The organism is Rhodopseudomonas telluris (assembly GCF_042432815.1).
Classification (GTDB): domain Bacteria; phylum Pseudomonadota; class Alphaproteobacteria; order Rhizobiales; family Xanthobacteraceae; genus Rhodopseudomonas; species Rhodopseudomonas telluris.
The window spans coordinates 356,569-377,521 of the sequence record NZ_JBHLWM010000001.1 but is presented as its reverse complement, the minus strand read 5'-3'; the positions used below and the strand labels follow the sequence as shown (position 1 = coordinate 377,521).

Sequence of the window (20,953 nt, the reverse complement as noted above, 5' to 3'; positions counted from 1 at the left end):
GCCGCGGCCAGTCTTCAGCTCTCCGGAAACTCCGGCACCGGCTTGGTCTTGCCGCGGAACAGCCAGTAACCGTAGCCGATATAGGCCAGGATGATCGGCACGATGACGACGATGGCGCCGGCGACGATGACCTGCGTCCGGTGCATCGACGACGCCTGCCAGATCGTCATCACGCCCGGAATGGCTTCTGGCCACACGCTGGCGCCGAGCCCGGCGAGTGACGTGATGAACAGCAGCAGGGACAATGCCAACGGTGCCCACTCGCGTTCGCTCCAGCGCGTCAGCAGAATGCCGATCCCGGCGAGGACCGCGATGATCGGCAACGGCGCCAGCCACAGCATGTCCGGCCACACGAACCAACGTTCGGCGATCTGCGGCTTGACGAAGGGCGTCCAGACGCTGACCAGCAGGATCGCGCCGCCGGCGCACAGCAGCGTCGGCAACATCAACTCGCGGCCGAAGTTCTGCGTCGAGCCGCCCGTCTTCCACACCAGCCAGCAGGCGCCCAGCAGGCCATAGGCGGCGACCACGCCGAGACCCGTCGCAATCGAGAACAGGCCCAGCCAGTCGAACGGCCCGCCCGCGAACGCACCATCCGACACCGCGATGCTGCGCCCGACGAAGGCTCCGAGCACGGCGCCCTGGCAGAACGCGGCGATGAACGAACCGGCCGCGAAGGTCATCGACCACACGATCTCGAACTGGCCCCGCTGAGAGCGGAATTCGAAGGCGATGCCGCGGATCACCAGCCCGAACAGCATCAGGCAGAGCGGTACGTAGAATGCCGGCAGCAGGATCGCGAAGGCGAGCGGAAAGCCCGCCAGCAGCACCATGCCGCCGAGCACCAGCCAGGTCTCGTTGCCGTCCCAGAACGGCTCCAGCGTGGTCATCATCACGTCGCGATCCGACGAGCGCGGCGCGAAGGGAAACAGGATGCCGACGCCGAGGTCGAAGCCATCCAGCACCACATACAGGCCGATCACGATCGCCGCGCTGACGGCGAAGAAGGCCGCGAAGTCGAAGTTCGCCAGCATGCTCATTTCGCACCTTTAGGGATTGGGGAGGTCTGTCCAAGGGCGGCGGCGACGGTCGCCAGCGGCACGGCCGAATGAGTCGGCACTCCGCTCATCGGGCCACGCCACGCCAGCCGGCCCGCATACCAGAAGAAGCCGAGCAGCAGGCAATTGTAGAGCACGAAGGCGATCGCCATCGAGCTGGCGACGGCGCCGGTAGCGATCGGCGACACCGCGTCGGCCGTGCGGAAGTGGCCGTAGATCACATAGGGCTGTCGTCCGACTTCAGTGATCACCCAGCCGGCGAGCGTCGCGATGAAGCCCAGCGGGACACAGCCCATGCAGGCGATCTGGTACCAACGCGTGGTGTAGAGCCGTCCGCGCCAGCGCAGATACAGCCCGGTAAACGCGACCAGAAGCAACAGCATCCCGCAGCCGACCATGACGCGGAAGGCCAGGAACACCGGAAGCACGGGCGGCCGCTCCGACGGCGGCACTTCCTTGAGGCCCTTGACCTCGCCATTGAGCGAATGCGTCAGGATCAGGCTGCCGAGCAGCGGAATCTCGAGCGCATAGTCGTTGCGCTCCGCCTTCTCGTCCGGCCACGCGATGAGGTTGATCGGCACGCGGCGCGCCGTATCCCAGCGCGCCTCGATGGCGGCGAGCTTCATCGGCTGATATTTGCGGGTGTTCAACCCGTGCTGATCGCCGATCAGCATCTGCGCCGGCATCAGCACCGCGAGCAGACCGAGGCAGATCGAGAACGCCTTGCGTGCCGCCGGCTGATCGGCAGGGCGCCCGCGCCACAGCCAGAACGCCGCGACGCCCGTCACCACAAAACCACCGGTGATGAAGCTCGCGGTGATCATATGCGCCAGCCGGTAGGGCATCGACGGATTGAACACCACGCCCCAGAAATCGGTGGCGACGAATCGGCCATCAGGCGTCGTCGTGAACGCTGTCGGCGTCTGCATCCAGGAATTCGCCGAGATGATCCAGAACGCTGAGAGCACCGTGCCGATCGCGACGATCAGGCAGGCGACGAAGTGCAGCTTCTCACCGACCTTCTCCTGGCCGTACAGCATCACGCCGATAAAGCCGGCCTCGAGGAAGAAGGCGGTGAGCACCTCCATCACGAACAGCGGCCCAATCGCATCGGCCGTCGCCCGTGCATATCCCGACCAGTTCAGACCGAGCTGGTAGGAGATCACGACGCCGGTGACCACGCCCATGCCGAAGGCGAGCGCGAACACCTTGGTCCAGAACCGCACCAGGTGCTGATACACCGGGTTGTGCGTGCGCAGCCACAGCGCACTCAGCACCACGATGAACCATGCGATTCCGATCGTGAAGGCCGGCCACAGGATATGATAGCCGATCGTGAATGCGAATTGCAGTCGGGAAAGAAGAAGCTGATCCATCGGGTGAGCCTGTTCAGATCATTCGGTGGGGGACGTGGGCGAAGCTTGCGCAGGGGCCGTCTCAGTCGGCGGTCGGCCGACGATCCCGTCGCGCGCCACCGCCCGATCGCCAGCGAGCGGCGCCGTGGCGGGCATGATCTTGACGGGGATCGATTTGTAGGACGGCGTCAGGCACTCCGGATCGCGGAATTCGAGCGCCACCAGCGGCTGGATCTCCGGGTAGTAAGACGCACAGCAGCCGTCCGGCAGATTGTAGCTGACGAGCGTCAAGCCCTGGACGATGCGATCGGGCCGCGCGTAGTCCAGCGCGGTGGCGACATCGACGACGTCGCCCTCGGCCAAGCCGAGCCGCGCGAGGTCCTTGGGATTAGCGAACAGCACGTCGCGACGGCCGAACACGCCGCGGTAGCGATCGTTGAGGCCGTAGATCGTAGTATTGTACTGATCGTGCGCGCGCAGCGAGGTCATCCGCAGCACGCCGGGGTCCGCGGTCGTCTCGTCTTCTTCCAGGCCGGCGAAGATGGCGAAGTTGGCCTTGCCGGTCGGCGTATTCCAGATTCGCATCGCTGCCGAGTTCGGAAGCTGGAAGCCGCCCGGCTTACGGATGCGATCGTTGTAGGCCTCGAACTCCGGAAACACCTGTTCGATCGCGTCGCGGATCAGGTCGTAGTTTCCGGCGAGCGCGTCCCAGTCGACCCAGGTCCGGCCCGCCAGCGTCGCCTTGGCGATGCCGGCGACGATCGCGGGCTCGGAGCGCACCTGATCGCTCGGCGGCGTCAGGAAGCCGCGCGAGGCGTGCACCATCGACATCGAGTCTTCGACGGTGAGCGCCTGGCGGCCGGAGGCCTGCATGTCGGCGTCGGTGCGGCCGAGCACCGGGAACAGATAGGTCGTCCTGGCGGCGAGTAGATGCGTGCGGTTGAGCTTGGTGGCGAGATGAACGGCGAGATCGAGCCGGCGGAAACCCTTGAAGCAGGCCTGCGGGTCCGACGCCGCCATCGCCAGATTGCCGCCGAGGCAGATCACCGCCTTGGCGTGACCATCGCGCATCGCCGCGATGCTATCGACTACAGAATGGCCGAACGCGCGCGGCGGCTCGAAGCCGAACACGTCGCGCAGCCGGTCGAGCAGCTGCGCAGACGGTCGCTCGGTGATGCCGACGGTGCGGTCGCCCTGAACGTTGGAGTGTCCCCGCAGCGGACAAATGCCGGCGCCCGGCTTGCCGATATTGCCCTTCAGCAGCAGCAGATTGGCGATCTGCTGGACATTGGCGGTGCCGGTGGCGTGCTGGGTGACGCCCATGCCGTAGCAGACGATGGTGGCATTCGATGCCGCGTAGTCGTCGGCGATCCGTTCGAGATCGGCACGCGGCAGTCCGCTGGCGCGTTCGATCGCCGCCCAGGAGCAGGCCTCGAGATCGGCGACCATCTCGGCGAAGCCGGCGGTGTGGCCGGCGATGAAGGTGTGATCGAGCAGTGGCGCCAGATCGGCGGCGCGCGCCGCCTTGTCCTTCGCCACTAGCGCCTTGCAGATCCCCTTCAGCGCGGCCGCGTCGCCGCCGACCCTGACCTGGAAGTAGCACGAGGCGATCGGCGTCGACGACGTCGTCGCCATCTCGATCGGCGCCTGCGGCGCCTCGAAGCGCTCCAGCGCCCGCTCGCGCAGCGGATTGAGCACGATGATCTTGACGCCGCGCCGCGAGGCGTTGCGCAGCGGCGTCATCATCCGCGGGTGATTGGTGCCGGGGTTGTGGCCGATCGAGATGATCAGTTCGGCCTTGTCGAAATCGTCGAGCGTGACGGTGCCCTTGCCGATGCCGATCGACCGCGGCAGGCCGACCGAGGTCGGCTCGTGGCACATGTTCGAACAGTCCGGAAAATTGTTGGTGCCGAACTGACGGCCGAACAGCTGGAACAGAAACGCCGCTTCGTTGGAAGCGCGCCCGGACGTGTAGAGTTCGAGCTGATTGGGATCGTCGAGCGCGTTGAGCCGCGTGGCGATATCGTCGAACGCGACCTGCCAGTCGACCGCTTCGTACTTGTCGGTCTCTGCATCGTATCGCAGCGGATGCGTCAGCCGGCCCTGATCCTCGAGCCAATAATCGGATCGCTCCCACAGTGACGCGACCGTATGTTGCGCGAAGAACTCCGGACCGACACGCTTCGGCGTCGATTCCCAGGTCACCGCCTTGGCGCCGTTCTCGCAGAATTCGAATGCCGAGGTGTGCTTGGGATCCGGCCAGGCGCAGCCGGGGCAATCGAAGCCGTCGGGCTGGTTCTGCTTCAACAGCGTCGGCACGCCGTCGACGAGAAGCTGCTGTTCCTTCAGCGCAACGGCGAGCGCCTTGAGCGCGCCCCATCCGCCCGCCGGTTCCTCGTAGTCTCGAATTCCATCCGGTCGCCGATGTGCCACGATCCCGCCCTGCGCTCTTCGCCGCGGGACGAAGCATCCCGCTGGTCTCCTTCACATGGAGCCGTCGTGGCGGATGCGTTTTCATTTCGCATTGCAGCTTGCGAGCAGCAGGCTTGGCGGAACGTGGTCCAACGGCGACCAGAAGAGCCGATGGGAAAGCGATACGGCCGCCGCAACGCCTTAGGCTTGGCGGCATGCTGGCGCTGTCGCCGTGACGATCGAACGATGCGCCGCCCGTCGTGGGCGGCGCCTCTCCGTTTGGCCGATGCTGATCCGGTTAGCGTGGCAGCAGATTCTGCTTGGCCACATCGATCACTTCGTCGCCGCGCCCGCTCATCACCGCGCGCAACAGCCACAGGCTGAAGCCCTTGACCTGCTCGGCGCCGATGGTCGGCGGCATCGACAGTTCCTGCTTGGCGGTGACCACGTCGAGCACCGCGGGACCGTCGTGAGCGAGCACCTCGGCGACCGCGGCCGGAAGATCGCCGGGGTCCTCGACCCGCACACCATGAATGCCGACCGCCCGCGCCATCGCGGCGAAATCCGGATTCTGCAGATCGGTACCGAGTTCGACGAAGCCCGCGGCCTTCATTTCCAGCGCCACGAAGCCGAGCACGCCGTTGTTGAAGATCACGATCTTCACCGGCAGCTTCATCTGCGTGAGCGTGATCAGGTCGCCCATCAGCATGGTGAAGCCGCCGTCGCCGGACAGCGAGATCACCTGCCGGCCCGGCTGTGCCGCCTGGACGCCGATCGCTTGCGGCAGCGCGTTCGCCATGGAGCCGTGCGCCAGCGAGCCGACAAGGCGGCGGTGGCCGTTCATCCTGAGATAGCGCGCCGCCCAGATCGTCGGCGTGCCGACGTCGAAGGTGAACACCGCATCCTCGGCGGCGTTCTCGCTGATCAGCCTGGCGAGATATTGCGGATGGATCGGCTTGTGTCCGGGCGTGCCCTTGGCGAGATCGTCGAGACCCTTTCGGGCCGAAACGTAGTGCGCCACGCAGTGATCGAGATGGCCGCGATCGGTCTTGGTCGTCAGCTTCGGCAACAGCGCCTCGATGGTCTCGCGCACACCGCCGACGACGCCGAGCTCGAGCTTGCAGCGGCGGCCGAGCTGTTCGGCGCGAAGGTCGACCTGGGCGATCTTCACGTCGCTCGGCAGGAACTGCTTGTACGGAAAGTCGGTGCCCAGCATCAGCAACACGTCGCAGGCATGCATCGCTTCATAACCCGACGAAAAGCCGATGAAGCCCGTCATGCCGACGTCGTAGGGGTTATCGTATTCGACATGCTCCTTGCCGCCGAGCGCATGAACGATCGGGCTCTTCAGCGCGTCGGCCAGCGCCATCAGTTCGTCGTGCGCGCCGGCGCAGCCGCGACCGCAGAACAGCGTCACCTTGCCGGCGTCGTTCAGCAGCGTCGCCAGCGCCTCGATCTCCGGCTGTCGGGGCGTGACCACCGGCGCCGGCGGCAGCAGGCCCGATGCCGGCGAGACGCCGCGCGAGGTCGCCTCGCGCAAGGCGACGTCGCCGGGGATCACCACGACGGCGACGCCGCGGCGGCCGATCGCGGCCCTAATCGCATTCTCGATCACGTAGTCGAACTGCTGGGGATCGGAAATCAGCTCGCAATAGACGCTGCATTCTCGAAACAGATTCTGCGGATGGGTCTCCTGGAAATAGCCTCCGCCGATCTCGGTCGACGGGATCTGCGCCGCGATCGCCAGCACTGGCGTGCGGGTGCGCTGCGCGTCGTACAGGCCGTTGATGAGATGCAGATTGCCCGGGCCGCAGGAGCCGGCGCAAACCGCGAGTTCGCCGGTGACCTGGGATTCGCCGGCGGCGGCGAAGGCGGCGACCTCCTCGTGGCGGACGTGCACCCATTGAATTCCGCCGTGCTCGCGCAGCGCTTCCGTCAAGCCGTTGAGGCTGTCTCCGACGACGCCGAAGATCCGCCGGACGCCGGCTTGATGAAGAGTTTCGACAATTCGATCCGCGACCTTGGGCATGCGCCCTGCTCCTTAGACTGTGTGACCTATGAACATCCGGCGACGATCAGGGTCGCCGCGGCCGGCGTCGTGAGCGACAATGGAAGCAGCCAACCTCTTCCCTAACGCCACCTGCGAGCTGCTCAACGACTGAACCGCTCCACAAGTGGAAAGCCCGGCCCGCCATCCCAAGCCCCATCTCGCGGCGGCCAGCCGCTGCGGCGACCAGCGCGGCATGTCGCGCCGCTCGACCCGGCATCGACGCGCCTCGAAGTGCTATTTCGCAAAATCGCATCACGTCCGCAGCTCAACCGGGGATCGATCTTCGGGCGCTGGCGAGGCCGCCTCAGCAGCCGCCGGCATCTGTTACGCAAAATCGAGCAATTCAAGGACCGCCGCGACGGCGATCACCGTCCCGCCGCAGCCGCGCCGGCGGTCGTCGCAAAGGTGAGCCGCCGCGACGTGCCGATCTATCTGCGCGGCATCAGTACCGTCGCTGCCTGCAGCACCAACGCCGCTGTCTGCTGATCGGCCGAACCGCGCAAATGTGAAGTGCTTTCGGGGAAACAAACCGCCGCATGCCTCCTCATATGGGTGATCGGCCAAGCGCAATCCCCTCATGCATGAGCGCTTGGCCGTCATGAACGCAGCGGAGACACGCAATGCCGACATCAGCCACCCCTCAACCGATCCGCGGCAGCTACGGCGCCGATGATCCCGGCCCGCGCAACGTCGAACTCGATCTGCAGAACCCCGATATTCTGGTCCCGCCCCCCACCGACAACGGATCGATCCCGAACCTCAAGTTCTCGTTCGGCATGGCGCACAACCGGCTTGAGGCTGGCGGCTGGGCGCGCGAAGTCACGGTGCGAGAATTGCCCGCCGCCAAGGGCATGGCCGGCGTCGACATGCGGCTCGGCCCCGGCGTGGTCCGCGAACTGCACTGGCACAAGGAAGCCGAATGGGGCTACGTGCTCGACGGCCGCTGCCGCGTCACTGCCGTCGACGCCGATCGCGGCGTCTTCGTCGATGACCTGAAGGCCGGCGACATCTGGCTGTTTCCCTCCGGCATCCCGCATTCGATCCAGGCGCACGCGGAAGGCTGCGAGTTTCTGCTGGTGTTCGACGACGGCAACTTTTCCGAGAACGAGACGCTGCTGGTGACCGAACTGATGGCGCACATGCCTACAGAGGTGCTCGCCAAGAACTTCGGCATTCCGGCGACGCATTTCGCCAATCTGCCGCCGAAGGAGAAGTACATCTTCCCGCTGCCGGTGCCGCCGGCGCTCGACGAGGTACTGGCGAAGCTGCCGAAGACCCGGCCCGCGATGCCGTTCACGGTGCATGGCGGCGACTTCACCCCGACGCAGTGGGACGGCGGCAAGACCACGGTGATCGACGTCCGCAATTTCCCAGTGACCAACATGGCGGCGCTGATCATCGAACTGGAGCCCGGCGCGTTGCGCGAAATCCATTGGCACCCGGACGCCGACGAGTGGCAGTACTACATCCAGGGCGAGGCCCGGATGACCGTGTTCGACGCCACCTCCAAGGCACGGACGTTCAACTATCGCGCGGGCGACGTCGGCTATGTGCCGAAGACCCTCGCGCATTACATCGAGAACATCGGCACTACGCCGGTTCGGGTGCTGAACGTCTTCAACAAGCCGCTGTTCAAGGACGTTCCGCTCAACCAATGGCTGGCGCTGACCCCGCCGGATCTGGTGCGCGGCCATCTCGATCTCGACGACGTCGCGATGGCGGCCCTCAACCCGAACCCGCGCTCCGTGACGCGCTGACATGACGGAGGCCGGCCCGAACGCGCGCGTGCGGGCCGGCTCTGCTCAGGTGCCGCTCCGGGATGCTCGGCGCAGCGAGAGCGCTCCGGCGCTTGGAAAGTTGCGGCAGGCGGACGCCGAGAGGCCAGTTGCAACGACCATGGACGGTGGAGTCGACACGAGGCCGAACCTGTCCTTCATCTTTGCGCCATTGCTGACGTCCACGGCGGGATTTCTCGATGCCGTCGGATACACCCATCTGGCCGGTCTGTACGTCTCGTTCATGAGCGGCAACAGCGCCCGCCTGGGCCTTGCCATCGCGGAGGGCGACCGGCAGCTTCTGCTGGCCTGTGTTCTCGTCATCAGCAGCTTCGTCGCAGGTGCCTTCGCCGGATCGCTGGTCAGCGATCCCGCGGGTCGGTTCAAGCTGACCGCGATCCTCGCAATGGAGATCGTGCTGCTACTCGTTGCGATCGCACTGAGCCGTTGGTCAAGCAGCCATGCCGTGATGTTTCCTGTCTGCATGGCGATGGGGCTGCAGAACGCCGCGCACGAGACCGTGGCGGGCGTCGAGGTCGGCAAAAGCTTCATCACCGGCTTCGTGTTCAATTTCGGCAAAGCGCTGGCACAATTGGCGCGCGGCCGGGGCGGCGTGACTCTCGCACTGGCCTACGGCATGTCGTGGGCTGCCTTCGTCGGCGGCGTGAGTCTGGGCAGCCTCGCACTGAGGCATTTCGGACTGACCGGGGCGATGTCTGTGGCCGTCGGAGTGCTCATCGCTGTCGCGATCGGCGCGACGCTGAATCAGTTCGACTCGCCGAACCCGATCGACCATTCACCGCGACGATCGACCAGCCCGTAATCGGGCTAGCGTGACCCGCGGCCCCTTCAGCTGAAAGCCATTGTGCGTCGACCATCGCGTGGCGGGGCATGTGTAGCCGAACGCATCTTCAGCACAGACACACCGTCCGGTCTTGTCGAAATGGACGATGATTTGCGCCTTGGCACCCCGCGCATGTCGCGCGGGCGGGAGAGCGAAGCGCAGCTCATTCGCTCCGACGATAGCCTAACACCTAGATTTAATGTTCAGCCGAAGCAGGCTTCGCTACCTTCTTGATCAGAGTTCAGCACTGGTAGTGGAGATTAACATGGCCTCATCATTTCCTATGGCGTCGCCCGCATCGACACACGTCAATTCCGTGCTGTTCGACGAGCAGGATTACATGCGGGCGATCGGCCGCTATCCCGTGCTCGAACAGGACGAAGAAGCCCGGTTGTGGCAACGCTGGCTGACCTCTCGCGACAAGACGGCGGCGGACATGCTGATCACCAGCCATCTGCGGCTCGCTGCGAAGCTCGCCCGCAACTACCGGCGCTACGGATTTCCGATCGGCGACCTGATCGCCGAAGCGAATCTCGGATTGATGATGGCGCTCGACAAGTTCGATCCGAACCGGGGCGCGCGGTTTGCCACCTGCGCGGTGTGGTGGATCAGATCGGCGATCTACGATCACATCATCAGGTCGTGGTCGCTAGTACGCATCGGCCGAACGCCGGCGCAGAAGAAACTGTTCTTCCGTCTCCGTGGCGAAATCCGCAAGTTGCGCCCCGATCACCACGGCGCCCTGACCAAGGACCTGGCGGAGCAGATCTCGATCACGCTCGACGTGCCGCTACGCGAGGTCATCGAGATGGAGCAACGACTGTCCGGCGATCTGTCGTTGAACACACCGCTGTCAGACATCGAGGAGAGCGGCGAATGGCAGGATCTGATCGCCGACGATTCGCCGAATGCCGAAGCCGTCCTGGCGGGCCACGACGAACTCGATCGTCAGCGCGGGGCGCTGCGGGACGCACTGGTCCAGCTCGACGCGCGCGAACGCTACATCTTCTCGGCGCGGCATCTGGGCGAGCGTCCCGCCAGCTTCGAGTCGATCGGTCAGTCGCTCTCGATTTCGGCCGAGCGGGTCCGGCAGATCGAGGCGCGCGCGTTCGCGAAGGTGGCGACCGCCGCCCGCCGCACGTGCGGCACGTCCCAGCTCACCGCGCGCGGCACGACCAGTCGCCGCGCGCAGGCGAGCGCCATGCGTCCGCACCGGATCGGCATGGAGATGGTGGCGCACGCTTCCTGAACGGTTGGCTTTCCAGGCCGTCTTCTCTTGTCGCAACGCCGCCGGCACCGCCTCAATAAAACGCGAGTTGTCGGCCGACGGCTCCGGTCGAAGTATTGCAGACGTGATGGGGAGCACAGAGTGAGCTGGAACGAATTCTGTAACACCCGGCTGGACAAGCATGGGCGCGAACGGTGTTACATCGCCCCGGGACCGAGATGAAAGCGGTCGTTCTAATCCAGCTTGGCGGACTGATCCCGCAGAGGGCGAGACGATCGTCCATCGCCACGTCGGGCGGATCCGAGCTACGACTTTACGGGTGACGCACGACATGCGCGTGATCGGCAAGACCCGCCGGAATACAGCCGGCGGAGCCACGGAGGCTCTGCCGGCTGCCATCTGCTACTCTGCTGTGCAACCTACCCGTCGTGCGTCTCGCACTTCGCTTCAGGCGCCGTGAGAATTGTGGCCGCGTTGGCCCGCTTCGTAAAGAAACCAGACACGGCGTTCGGCGTCGTCGATCCAGTTTTCGATCAGGCTTGCCGTCGCGACGTCGCCGAATGAATCGCAGAGCTCGTGCACGCGCCGCAGCTCGGACGTCAGCTGCTGATTGTCGCTGCGAAGCTCGGCGAGCATGTCCTGCGGATCGACATAGTCGGCATCATTGTCGAGAATGCGCTGGGTCCGCGCGATGTGTCCGATCGAGCGAAGCGCGTTGCCACCAATCTTGCGGGCACGCTCAGCGAGCTGGTCCGTCATGCCGAAGATCTGGTCGGACTGTTCGTCGAGCATCAGGTGATAGTCCCGAAAGTGCGGACCGGACATGTGCCAGTGGAAGTTCTTCGTCTTCAGGTAGATGGCAAAGACGTCGGCTAGCAAAGCCCGCAACGCGGCGGAGATGTCGCGTGTGGCGTCATCTGGAAGATCAGTCGGGCTATCTAAATGTAAGCGGGCGAGCGGCATCTGCATGGCAAGAATCCTCAAATGAAGCCGGACGCGAACTGCCAGCCATCGTGAAGCTCGACATCGTCGTCTGCTGGCTTGTGTGACGGCTACGCGGCGTCGAACAAGCTTGGGTTTGTCGCCTCGTGCCTGAGACCGATCTGGGAATGCGGAGATGAGAATTCTTCCGGATCGGCACGGCTGTTGCGCAACTGCACTCCGGCGGCGCTCAGCGGCGAGACGGAGCGATGGCGATGAGCCGTTCGCCTGATCGGTCAGGACCCCCGACACGCTTCACGGCTCATAATGGAATTATGACGCAGCTGCATCGGCTGTGTCATTCGCCCGCCTGAATTCCGCCGGCAACGGAACCCGCAGCTCTTGAGATCGTGCGGATCAATGTTCATCTGATTGCGCGGGTCGATCGGCATACGCCTTTTCGAACCGGAACGATTCCCCATCCGGGATGCCCTCTCTGGTTTCTGGATGCGGATCCGGGTGATGAAGGTTGTAGAACTCGACGATCTTGAAACCGCATTTGTTGACGTAGAAGTGGATGTTGCGCTTCTCGAAATACGGCGTGTGGGTTTCCCACGCCAGTGTGTCGGGATACATTGCTTCGAGCGCACGCCACGCTCTGGAGCCGATGCCTTTTCCATGATGTCCGGCGGAGACGAAAAACAGATCGAGCGAATTGTGATGCGTGGCGGTGTCGATCGTCAGTACGACCCCGCCCACGCGCGCGCCGTCGAGCATGATGTGATACGTGACCGCGCCCGGCGCATGGAAGAAATCACCGAGCTCTGCATCGGACGGAATCGGGCCTTCGGGCAGCGTTCCGAACGCTGCCTTGAACCCGGCAGCGAAAGCGTCCTGCAGACCTCGCTGGAAATCCGTCAGATCCGCTTCCTGCGCCGGAACCAGGATGACACGATTTGCCTCGTCCGTTCTCATTACTTCGTCTCCTGCATTGTCGACTGTGTTTCCACTCGTCTTGCTATAGAGCCGCACCGGTAGCTCATCGAAAGCCGCGAGCGATGCCGCAGGCGCGCTGTCCCCCGGCTTCCATTTCGGCAGGGGCCTTAGCGAGTGACCCCGGCACCGGCTTCTGGAAGCGCGAGCAGCACGAGCCAGCGGTCCGGTGGCAGGGTTTGCCCGAGCGCACTCCGTTCGGTGGTCACGGCGATCTGCTCGGCCCGCGGCCGCAGCGCCATGATCCGGTCGACGCAAGCCGGTGCTGCGGCCGGACATATCCCGATGAAGCCGCTGCGACCGAGCGTTTCGGCTGAAATCCACGGCGTCAGTTCGGGCGTACTGGCCGAGAACATGCGCGGATGGTCGGCGCTGTAGAACGACACGGTCGCGATTTCCCCGATGTCGCCGACTACAACGCTGAGCGGTGTGCCGGCGCGCTCACGCCACAGGTCGGTTGCAATCGCCGCCAGGCGATCCAGCCGCGGCGACAGCGCGCGGTTTGGTTCGAACAGAACCTTCACCGTCGCAAGCCCGGGCGCCGCCAGCAACGCTCCCACCCCGAGCACCAGCAGGATCACCGCCGCCCTGGCCACCGCGCGCAGCGGCACGGCAAGCTGCTGCAACGTCAGAACGGCGAGCGGGACTAGTGAGAACAGCGGGACGGTCCAATCGCTCTTCATCAAGATCGGCATCGCAATGGCGGCGATGAGCGGCCCGATCGTCAACACGGCGACGATGATCCAGATCTGGCAGGCACGATCCAGCATATCGGCCGGGCGCGCTGCCACACGCCGAAGCCGCGGCAGCAACACGGCGACGGCGCCGGCCCCCAGCGCCGGCAGCAGGAGAGCAAAGGCGTGCAGCGTCGAGTCGATCGCATATCGTGCGGCCGTCACGCGATCGCACCCGAGATACTGCGAAGCGTAGCGGAACGGCGTGAAGCCGACCGCGTAGAGCCAGTCGAGATGCGGAGCCATCGCCAGCACGAACACTGCGAACGCGACATAAGGCACCGGCGAGCGGAATAGCAGGTTGCGGTCCGGCCGGGCCACCGCTGCGACCGCAATCGCTACCAGTGCCCACACGCCCCAGTATTTCGTCATCACCGCGCCGGCGCCGGCGAGCCCGATTACCACGCCCCACAGCGCGGTTCGCCGTTCGGCTGCGACCATATAGGCCCAAACGATCAGCACCACGAAAGGCAGTTGCAACAAATCGGGATTGAACTTGTAGCCTTTGAAATTCAGGATCGGATAGATCATCGCCAGCAGCGTGGCGAGGACAGCGCGTCGGCGATCGACTACTTCCCCGGCCAATAACCTGATCAGCAAGACGGTGGCGCCGGTGACGGCCATCGCCAGCGCATAGAACGCCCAATCGCTGGTCGGAAACACGCTGAACCACGCCCGCGCCACCCACCCGGCCATCGGCGGGTGCTTGCCCGAGCCCCAGGCCAGGGTCTGGCCCCACGCGAACGCTTCCGTGCTGTCGGAATGCAGCACCTGAGCGAATTTAAGGATGGTCAGTGTAGCGACCCACAGCAACGCATTGCCGACCACACCCCCCAGCAGCAGCGGAGTCCCGAGTCCCGGAAGCAGCAGCGCCGCGGCGCCGCGGCGAAAGGCGCGTCGCAAGCAGCCACGGCGGATCACGGCCGGCCGGGAAGAGGCCGCGCGCGGATCGCGACGAAGCGCGTCGGCATTCTCGAGGTTCATGGGCTTACGACAGCGAACGCGATACGCAGCGAAGTCGATCGTCAACACGACCCCGCCGACCCGCACCGGCCACGAATGCGTCCTGCAGGCCGAGCCCAAAATCCGTCAGGTGCGCTGCCTGTGCCGAGACTGGTATGACACGATGAGCCTCGTCCAATCTCATTGCTTCGTCTCCTGCATGGTTGAATTGGCTTTCGCTAATCGTCTCTCTCATGGAGCCGCACGCCGAAGAGGGATCGCACCGGCTGGATGCGGCCCGGTGTCGGCATCGATTACTTCCGGCGTCAGCACATCGACGTCGCCGTCCCATCCAGCTCCCAGCGCCTTGTTCAGTGCGATGTAGTCCGCGACAATCTTGACCCGGCTCTGCAGCAACGCGTCTTCGGCGCTGTAGAGCGATCGTTCGGCGGTCAGCACGTCGAGAAAACTCGACGATCCGGATCGATACAGGGACTGCGACAGGCTTGCTGCCTGCCGATAGGCCGTGGTCGATGTCGCCAAAAGGCCGTTCCGCGAACGTTCGTGACCGAGCGACACCAGGGCGTCTTCGACGTCCTTCAATGCGGCGAGCACAGACGCCTGGTAAGCCAGAAACTGCTGGTCACGCTGCGCCTGCGCGATATCCACCGCCGCCCGCAATTTTCCACCCTTGAAGATCGGCACCGTCAGCGTCGGACCGAGCGACCAACTGATCGACGAGTTCCTGCCGAGATCGCCGAGCTTGGTGCCGGAGGTTGCAATGTTCCCCGTCAAGCTGACGCTTGGATACAGAGCCGCTTCGGCCTGCCCGACCCGCGCCGTGGACTGCGCGTAGCGGCGCTCCGCCAGCCGCACATCGGGACGCAGGAGCAAGACATCGGCAGGAACACCGGCCGGCACCGGCAGCTTCGGCGTCGGGATCGGCCCAGGGCGCGCCATGCGGTCCGCCAGCGCGGCCGGCGGCCGTCCCGTCAGCACCGACAGCCGATGCACGGCTTCGGCATACGCTGCCTCGAGCGTCGGAACGAAGGCGCGCGTCGTCGCCGCCTGCCCGGTCGCATTGGCGAGGTCCGCCGCGGAGGCCGTGCCTGCCGCCAAGCGGTTGCGGGTGATCTTGGTGGTTTCGTCCTGCGACAGCGCCGTACGACGGGCGAGCGCGATGCGCGCCTGATAACCGCGCGCCTGCACGTAGTTCGATGCGACGTCGCCGACAAGCGTCATCAGCACTGCGCGCAGATTCTCGTCCGAGGCATCGATGCCGTATCCCGCCGCTTCGACGGCCCGGCGGTTGGCGCCGAACAGATCGAGCTCCCAACTCGCGTCGAAGCCCGCCTGATAAAGACCGGCCGCATCGTTCGATCCGACTGACGATGACGGAGTGCCGATATTTGTCCCGCCGGGCATCGCCGACAAAGAGTTCGTCCCATTCACCAGCCGCGCCGAGTCGCTGTTGGCGATCGTCGGAAGCAACGCTCCCACCGCCTGCCGGTAGCTCGCCCGCGCCTCGCGCACGCGCGCGCTCGCCGTCGCGACATCCAGATTGCCGCCCACCGCCTCGGTCACGAGCCGATCCAGCAACGGATCGTGAAGCCGAGCCCACCAACGCGGCAGCGTGGGCGGCGCAGTCGTCACGCCCCCAGTCCGGCTCCAATGCGCCGGCGTGGCGAGAAGCGGGGTCCGATAGTCGGGTCCGACCGCGCATCCGCCCAGCAACGCCGCGACGAGGATCATCAGCATCGCAAAGGACGGCGCTGGCGCAGGTGGCGCTGGTGACTGCGCGGGCGGCGGCGTCTTCGCAGGGGCCAGCGGAATCTCGATCGCGCACCCGCTCAGCACAGTCGCGGTCGACGCCAACGTCACGGACGCCACCACCAGCGCTCCGGCACGCCGGCAGCGCATCGGCCACCGGCGAGGCCGCGTCATCCCGGTTCGCGTGCCCATCATTCCTCCGCTCACGGCTCTCGCCGGCCCGACAAGGCGATCGCGTCGGGCGGGGATGCGCTGGCGGGGATCTCGGTGCCGGCCGCGCCCCTGAACACACGCCGGACCACGACGAACAGCAGCGGTGCGAAGAAAATGCCCAGCAGAGTCGCCGCCAGCATGCCGCCCATCACGCCGATGCCGATCGAATTCTGCGCCGCCGAGCCTGCGCCGCTGGCCACGACCAGCGGCGTGACACCGAGGATGAATGCAAACGAGGTCATCAGGATCGGCCGCAACCGCTGCCGCGCGGCGAGCAAGGTCGCGCGATGCAATCCCAGCCCCGTCTGCTGTCGTGCGATGGCGAACTCGATGATGAGGATGGCATTCTTGGCGGCGAGGCCGATCGTGGTCAGCAGGCCGACCTTGAAGTACACGTCGTTGGTCTGACCGAACATCAACGCGGCCGCCAGCGCGCCTAACACGCCGACCGGCACTGAGAGCATCACGGCGAACGGAATCGACCAGCTCTCGTAGAGCGCCGCCAGACACAGGAACACCACCAGAATGGAGATCGCATAGAGCGAGGTCGCCTGATTGCCGGAGAGCTGTTCCTGCCGCGACAGCGCGGTCCATTCGTGGCCGAAGCCGGCGGGCAGGCCGGCAACTAATCGATTGATCTCCGCCATGGCGGCGCCGGAGCTAACCGACGGCGCAGCGTCACCCAGGATCTGAACTGCGGCCGCGCCGTTGTAGCGTTCGAGCCGCGGCGAGCCGAAGCTCCAGCGGCTGGACGCGAAGGCAGAGAACGGCACCATCGTGCCGGAGCTGTTGCGGACGTACCAGAGATTCAGATCCTCCGGCTGCATGCGGAAATCCGCCGCCGACTGCAGGTAGACCCGTTTGACGCGGCCACGGTCGATAAAGTCGTTGACGTAGCTGCTGCCCCACGCAATCGACAGCGTCGAGTTGACGTCGGCAAGATTGAGGCCGAGCGCACTCGCTTTCTCCTGATCGATGTCGATCGAAAACTGCGGCGTGTCGTCCTGCCCGTTGGGTCGGGTCCCGGCCAGGAGTCGGCTCTGGCCAGCGGCGCCGATCAGCTGATCGCGGACCGCCATCAGCTTGTCGTGGCCGGCGCCGTTGACATCCTTCAGATAGAAATCGAAGCCGTTGCTGGTGCCGAGCCCTTCGATCGCCGGCGGCGCCAGCGCGAACACCTTCGCGTCGCGAATGCCGGCGAACACCGCCATGGCGCGGCCGGCCACGGCACTGGCCGACAGATCGGCGCCCTTGCGCTCGCCGAAGTCCTTCAGACGCACGAAGGCCATGCCGACATTCTGGCCGGCCCCGGAAAACGAAAAGCCCGTGACCGTCATCAGGCCATCCACCGCTTTGGTCTCGTGGTCGAGGAAATGGCGGGTGACCGTGTCGAGCACGCGCTCGGTGCGGTCGGTGGTGGCGCCGACCGGCAGCTGCACCGACACCATCAGCAAGCCCTGGTCTTCTTCCGGCAGGAACGAAGTCGGCAGGCGGATGAACAATGCGCCGGCGGCTACGATGACGAGCACGAACGCGACCAGCCCTTGCCGCGGACGCCGCAGCATGCCACGCGCCCCGGCCTGATAGGCATCCGTGCCTCGGCCCAGCGCGCGATTGAACCATCCGAACACGCCGCGCTTCTCGTCGTGCGACCGCGGCGGACGAAGAATCGTCGCGCACAAGGCCGGCGTCAGCACCAGCGCCACGATCACCGACAGCACCATCGCGGAGACGATCGTCACCGAGAACTGCCGGTAGATCACCCCGACCGAGCCGCCGAAGAACGCCATCGGCACGAACACAGCCGACAGCACCGTGGTGATGCCGATCAGCGCGCCGGTGATTTCTCTCATCGATCGGACCGTGGCCTCGCGCGGCGACAATCCCTCGTCGTGCATGACGCGTTCGACGTTCTCGACCACCACGATCGCGTCGTCGACCAGAAGGCCGATCGCCAGCACCATGGCGAACATGGTCAGCGTATTGATCGAATAGCCGGCCAGCGCCAGCACGCCGAAGGTGCCGAGCAGCACGACCGGCACCGCCAGCGTCGGAATCAGCGTCGCGCGAAAATTCTGCAGGAACACCAGCATCACGACGAAGACGAGAACGACCGCTTCGATCAGCGTGCGGGTGACGGCGCTGATCGAGATCTCGACGAAGGGCGTGGTGTCGTACGGGTAGACGACCTTCACGCCTTGCGGGAACGTCGGCGACAGCCGCTCGATGGTCGCCTTGACGGCGGCCGCCGTCCGGATCGCATTGGCGCCGGTTGCGAGATTGATGGCCAATCCGGTCGCCGGCAGGCCGTTGTAGGTCGACGAGCTGGTGTAGTCCTCGGCGCCGAATTCGACGGTCGCAATATCGTTGATGCGGACCATCGATCCGTCGGTGTCGCTCTTGACGACGATGTTGCGGAACTGGGCCGGAGTCTGCAGCCGGCTCTGCGCGGTGACCGTCGCGTTGAGTTGCTGCCCCTTGCGCGCCGGCAGGCCACCGAGCTGACCGGCCGACACTTGCGTGTTCTGGGCCTGAATCGCCGCCGTGACATCGGCCGGCGTCATCGCGTATTTCAGCAGCTTCTCGGGATCGAGCCAGATCCGCATCGCATAGCCGCCACCGAACAGCTGCGTGTTGCCGACGCCAGCGACGCGCTTGAGCGAATCGTTCAGCGAGCTCTTCACATAGTCGGCGATGTCGGTTTCGCTCAGCTTGCCGTTGGTCGAGACGAAACCGACCACCATCAGAAAGCCGTTGGTCGATTTGGTGACCGACAGCCCCGTGGTCTGGACGACCGACGGCAACAGCGCGGTGACGAGTTGCAGCTTGTTCTGCACCTGCATCTGCGCGACGTCCGGATTGGCCTTGTTGGTGAAGGTGAGCGTGATCTCGGCCTGCCCGCTCGAGGTCGAGGACGCCGTCATGTAGTCGAGATTGTCGAGCCCGGTCATGCCTTGCTCGATGACCTTGGTCACCGAGTTCTCGACGGTCTGCGCATCCGCGCCCGGATAGCTGGCGCTGATCTGGATCGTCGGCGGCGCGATCTCGGGATATTGCGACACCGGCAGGGTCGTCAGCGCCAATAGCCCGCCGAGCATGATCACGATCGCGATCACCCAGGCGAAGATCGGCCTTCGGATGAAGAATGCGGAGATCATGGCTCCGCCCTCGGCCGGGCGGCGCGTCGCTGCGGCGGCAGCCGTCCGAGCACCTCGCCGGTCGTATCGTCGATCACCACTTCGGCGCCGATGGCTTTCTGCCCGGGGCGCACATACTGCGTCCCTTCGACCACCACCCGATCGCCTTCGCGAACCCCGGCACCGATCAGCCAGTTGTTGCCGACGCTGCGGATCACCGACAGCACGCGCTCGCCGGCCTTGCCGTCCTTGTCGAGGAAGGCCGCGATCGCCTCGCCCTTGACGTTTCGGGTGACGGCGCGCTGCGGCACCAGGAAACTGTCGGGCGCCACGCCTTCTTCGACCACGGCGCGCGCATACATGCCCGGCAGCAGCAGCCGCTGCGGGTTGGGAAACACCGCCCGCAACGTCACTGTCCCGGTGGTGGTGCTGACATTGGCCTCTGAGAATTCGAGCTGGCCTGCCAGCGGATAGATCGCGCCGTTCTCCAGCTTCAGTTTCACCGCGACATGCGGGCCGCTCACTTTCAGGCGTCCGGAGTCGATCGCCTGCCGCAGGTTCAGCATATTGGTGCTCGACTGAATGACGTCGACGAAGATCGGGTCGAGCGTGCGGATCGTGGTCAGCAGCGCGGCCTGGCCGGCCGTGACCAGCGCACCGGGTGTCAAGGACGAGCGGTCGGTGCGGCCGCCGATCGGCGCCTTGATCGTGGTGTAGTCGAGATTGATCCTGGCGGTTTCGACGGCGGCCTTCGCGGTGGCCACCTCCGCCTTCGCCTGCGCGAGCGCGGCGACCGAATCGTCGAAATCCTGCTTGCTGACGGCGCTCTGTTTGACGAGACTCTGATAACGCTCCGACTTGGCCTGCGCGCTGGGCACAGCGGCTTCCGCCTTCTGCAAGGCCGCGACGGCGCTGTCATAGGCCGCCTTGTAGGGCGCGGCGTCGATCTGATAGAGCGACGCGCCCTCGGCGACCTCGCTGCCCTCTTTGAACAGGCGCTGTTGAACGATGCCGGAGACCTGAGGACGCACCTGTGCCGTCTGGGAGGCCACGACGCGGCCGGGAAGCTCCGCGGTCATCACCACCGCCTGCGGGCGCAGCGTCACGATGCCGACCTCGGGCAGGGCGACGCCGGCGGAATCGGCTCTGTGATCGTTTGCGGGGGGCTTGCAGCCGGCAAGCGCCATGGCAAACGCCAGTGCCACGATCGCGGCAACGGTTGATTGGGACAACACGGACTTCATACTCGAGGGAGTGAGACGCACGCCCCCGGCTGGAGCTTGGGAACGCAATGCGATGAGGCGCGAGACTTACCCGCCGCGCATTGGTCGCGTGTGGAGGCAATGTGGAGGGTTGATGGAGGCCGCGATTCCACGGCCGCCAGAAGTCAGCCTGCCGACAGAAAAATTGTAATTATATCAAATAATTAAGCGAGATTTGACGTCGCCGGGCCGTCGTGGCGTCGGCAGGATTTTGGCCGCGATCTTCGCTAACAAGAGACGGGTCGCCGATCAGCGACAC

14 protein-coding genes are annotated in these 20,953 nt (G+C 65.3%); 3 read left to right on the top strand and 11 right to left on the bottom strand.

The features are described from left to right. Positions 1 to 14: 14 nt before the first annotated feature. From ACFFJ6_RS01680 to ACFFJ6_RS01660, 5 genes are all read right to left on the bottom strand, one after another. Positions 15 to 1,034, bottom strand: coding sequence for a cytochrome d ubiquinol oxidase subunit II (locus ACFFJ6_RS01680; RefSeq protein WP_378383689.1), 1,020 nt, complete (start codon positions 1,032 to 1,034; stop codon positions 15 to 17). A 2-nt stretch (positions 1,035 to 1,036) separates the two neighbouring features. After that, positions 1,037 to 2,434: a cytochrome ubiquinol oxidase subunit I gene (locus tag ACFFJ6_RS01675; RefSeq protein ID WP_378383687.1), complete on the bottom strand. Its 1,398-nt coding sequence runs from the start codon at positions 2,432 to 2,434 to the stop codon at positions 1,037 to 1,039. Between the two features lie 18 nt (positions 2,435 to 2,452). Further along, the gene (locus tag ACFFJ6_RS01670) at positions 2,453 to 4,846 is read right to left on the bottom strand and encodes an FdhF/YdeP family oxidoreductase (RefSeq protein ID WP_378383685.1); all 2,394 of its coding nucleotides are present in this window, start codon (positions 4,844 to 4,846) and stop codon (positions 2,453 to 2,455) included. 277 nt (positions 4,847 to 5,123) lie between these two features. Further along, on the bottom strand, positions 5,124 to 6,854 hold the full coding sequence (poxB, locus tag ACFFJ6_RS01665; RefSeq protein ID WP_378383683.1) for a ubiquinone-dependent pyruvate dehydrogenase: 1,731 nt from the start codon (positions 6,852 to 6,854) through the stop codon (positions 5,124 to 5,126). 345 nt (positions 6,855 to 7,199) lie between these two features. Beyond that, entirely contained in the window at positions 7,200 to 7,505 is a 306-nt protein-coding gene (locus tag ACFFJ6_RS01660; RefSeq protein ID WP_378383681.1) for a hypothetical protein, read from the bottom strand. Between ACFFJ6_RS01660 and ACFFJ6_RS01655 the strand changes: the two genes are divergently transcribed. From ACFFJ6_RS01655 to ACFFJ6_RS01645, 3 genes are all read left to right on the top strand, one after another. Beyond that, a complete protein-coding gene (locus tag ACFFJ6_RS01655) occupies positions 7,496 to 8,632 on the top strand; it encodes an oxalate decarboxylase family bicupin (RefSeq protein ID WP_378383679.1) in 1,137 nt (378 codons plus the stop codon). The genes ACFFJ6_RS01660 and ACFFJ6_RS01655 overlap by 10 nt on opposite strands. A gap of 1 nt (position 8,633) precedes the next feature. Next, the gene (locus ACFFJ6_RS01650) at positions 8,634 to 9,473 is read left to right on the top strand and encodes a YoaK family protein (protein ID WP_378383677.1); all 840 of its coding nucleotides are present in this window, start codon (positions 8,634 to 8,636) and stop codon (positions 9,471 to 9,473) included. A 286-nt stretch (positions 9,474 to 9,759) separates the two neighbouring features. After that, positions 9,760 to 10,743 carry an RNA polymerase factor sigma-32 gene (locus ACFFJ6_RS01645; protein ID WP_378383675.1) on the top strand — a complete coding sequence of 328 codons (984 nt, stop codon included), beginning with the start codon at positions 9,760 to 9,762 and terminating at the stop codon, positions 10,741 to 10,743. A gap of 426 nt (positions 10,744 to 11,169) precedes the next feature. On the opposite strand, the gene ACFFJ6_RS01640 is transcribed toward ACFFJ6_RS01645, so the two are convergent. From ACFFJ6_RS01640 to ACFFJ6_RS01615, 6 genes are all read right to left on the bottom strand, one after another. Beyond that, positions 11,170 to 11,691 (bottom strand): Dps family protein, encoded by a 522-nt coding sequence (locus ACFFJ6_RS01640; protein WP_378383673.1) that lies wholly within the window; start codon positions 11,689 to 11,691, stop codon positions 11,170 to 11,172. Positions 11,692 to 12,060: 369 nt separating this feature from the next. Continuing rightward, positions 12,061 to 12,618 (bottom strand): GNAT family N-acetyltransferase, encoded by a 558-nt coding sequence (locus ACFFJ6_RS01635; protein ID WP_378383671.1) that lies wholly within the window; start codon positions 12,616 to 12,618, stop codon positions 12,061 to 12,063. Positions 12,619 to 12,746: 128 nt separating this feature from the next. Then, a complete protein-coding gene (locus tag ACFFJ6_RS01630) occupies positions 12,747 to 14,399 on the bottom strand; it encodes a glycosyltransferase family 39 protein (RefSeq protein ID WP_378383669.1) in 1,653 nt (550 codons plus the stop codon). Positions 14,400 to 14,564: 165 nt separating this feature from the next. Beyond that, the gene (locus ACFFJ6_RS01625; protein WP_378385698.1) at positions 14,565 to 16,064 is read right to left on the bottom strand and encodes an efflux transporter outer membrane subunit; all 1,500 of its coding nucleotides are present in this window, start codon (positions 16,062 to 16,064) and stop codon (positions 14,565 to 14,567) included. A 221-nt stretch (positions 16,065 to 16,285) separates the two neighbouring features. Beyond that, entirely contained in the window at positions 16,286 to 19,453 is a 3,168-nt protein-coding gene (locus ACFFJ6_RS01620) for an efflux RND transporter permease subunit (protein WP_378383667.1), read from the bottom strand. Further along, entirely contained in the window at positions 19,450 to 20,667 is a 1,218-nt protein-coding gene (locus tag ACFFJ6_RS01615) for an efflux RND transporter periplasmic adaptor subunit (RefSeq protein ID WP_378383665.1), read from the bottom strand. Before ACFFJ6_RS01615 ends, ACFFJ6_RS01620 begins: the two co-directional genes overlap by 4 nt. Between the last annotated feature and the right edge of the window lie 286 nt (positions 20,668 to 20,953).

Bases quoted from the DNA above. Each gene is read 5' to 3' on its own strand.
- ACFFJ6_RS01680 (WP_378383689.1), bottom strand. From the start codon at position 1,034: ATGCTGGCGAACTTCGACTTCGCGGCCTTCTTCGCCGTCAGCGCGGCG.
- ACFFJ6_RS01675 (WP_378383687.1), bottom strand. From the start codon at position 2,434: ATGGATCAGCTTCTTCTTTCCCGACTGCAATTCGCATTCACGATCGGC.
- poxB (WP_378383683.1), bottom strand. From the start codon at position 6,854: ATGCCCAAGGTCGCGGATCGAATTGTCGAAACTCTTCATCAAGCCGGC.
- ACFFJ6_RS01655 (WP_378383679.1), top strand. From the start codon at position 7,496: ATGCCGACATCAGCCACCCCTCAACCGATCCGCGGCAGCTACGGCGCC.
- ACFFJ6_RS01660 (WP_378383681.1), bottom strand. From the start codon at position 7,505: ATGTCGGCATTGCGTGTCTCCGCTGCGTTCATGACGGCCAAGCGCTCA.
- ACFFJ6_RS01650 (WP_378383677.1), top strand. From the start codon at position 8,634: ATGACGGAGGCCGGCCCGAACGCGCGCGTGCGGGCCGGCTCTGCTCAG.
- ACFFJ6_RS01645 (WP_378383675.1), top strand. From the start codon at position 9,760: ATGGCCTCATCATTTCCTATGGCGTCGCCCGCATCGACACACGTCAAT.
- ACFFJ6_RS01640 (WP_378383673.1), bottom strand. From the start codon at position 11,691: ATGCAGATGCCGCTCGCCCGCTTACATTTAGATAGCCCGACTGATCTT.
- ACFFJ6_RS01635 (WP_378383671.1), bottom strand. From the start codon at position 12,618: ATGAGAACGGACGAGGCAAATCGTGTCATCCTGGTTCCGGCGCAGGAA.
- ACFFJ6_RS01625 (WP_378385698.1), bottom strand. From the start codon at position 16,064: ATGATCCTCGTCGCGGCGTTGCTGGGCGGATGCGCGGTCGGACCCGAC.
- ACFFJ6_RS01620 (WP_378383667.1), bottom strand. From the start codon at position 19,453: ATGATCTCCGCATTCTTCATCCGAAGGCCGATCTTCGCCTGGGTGATC.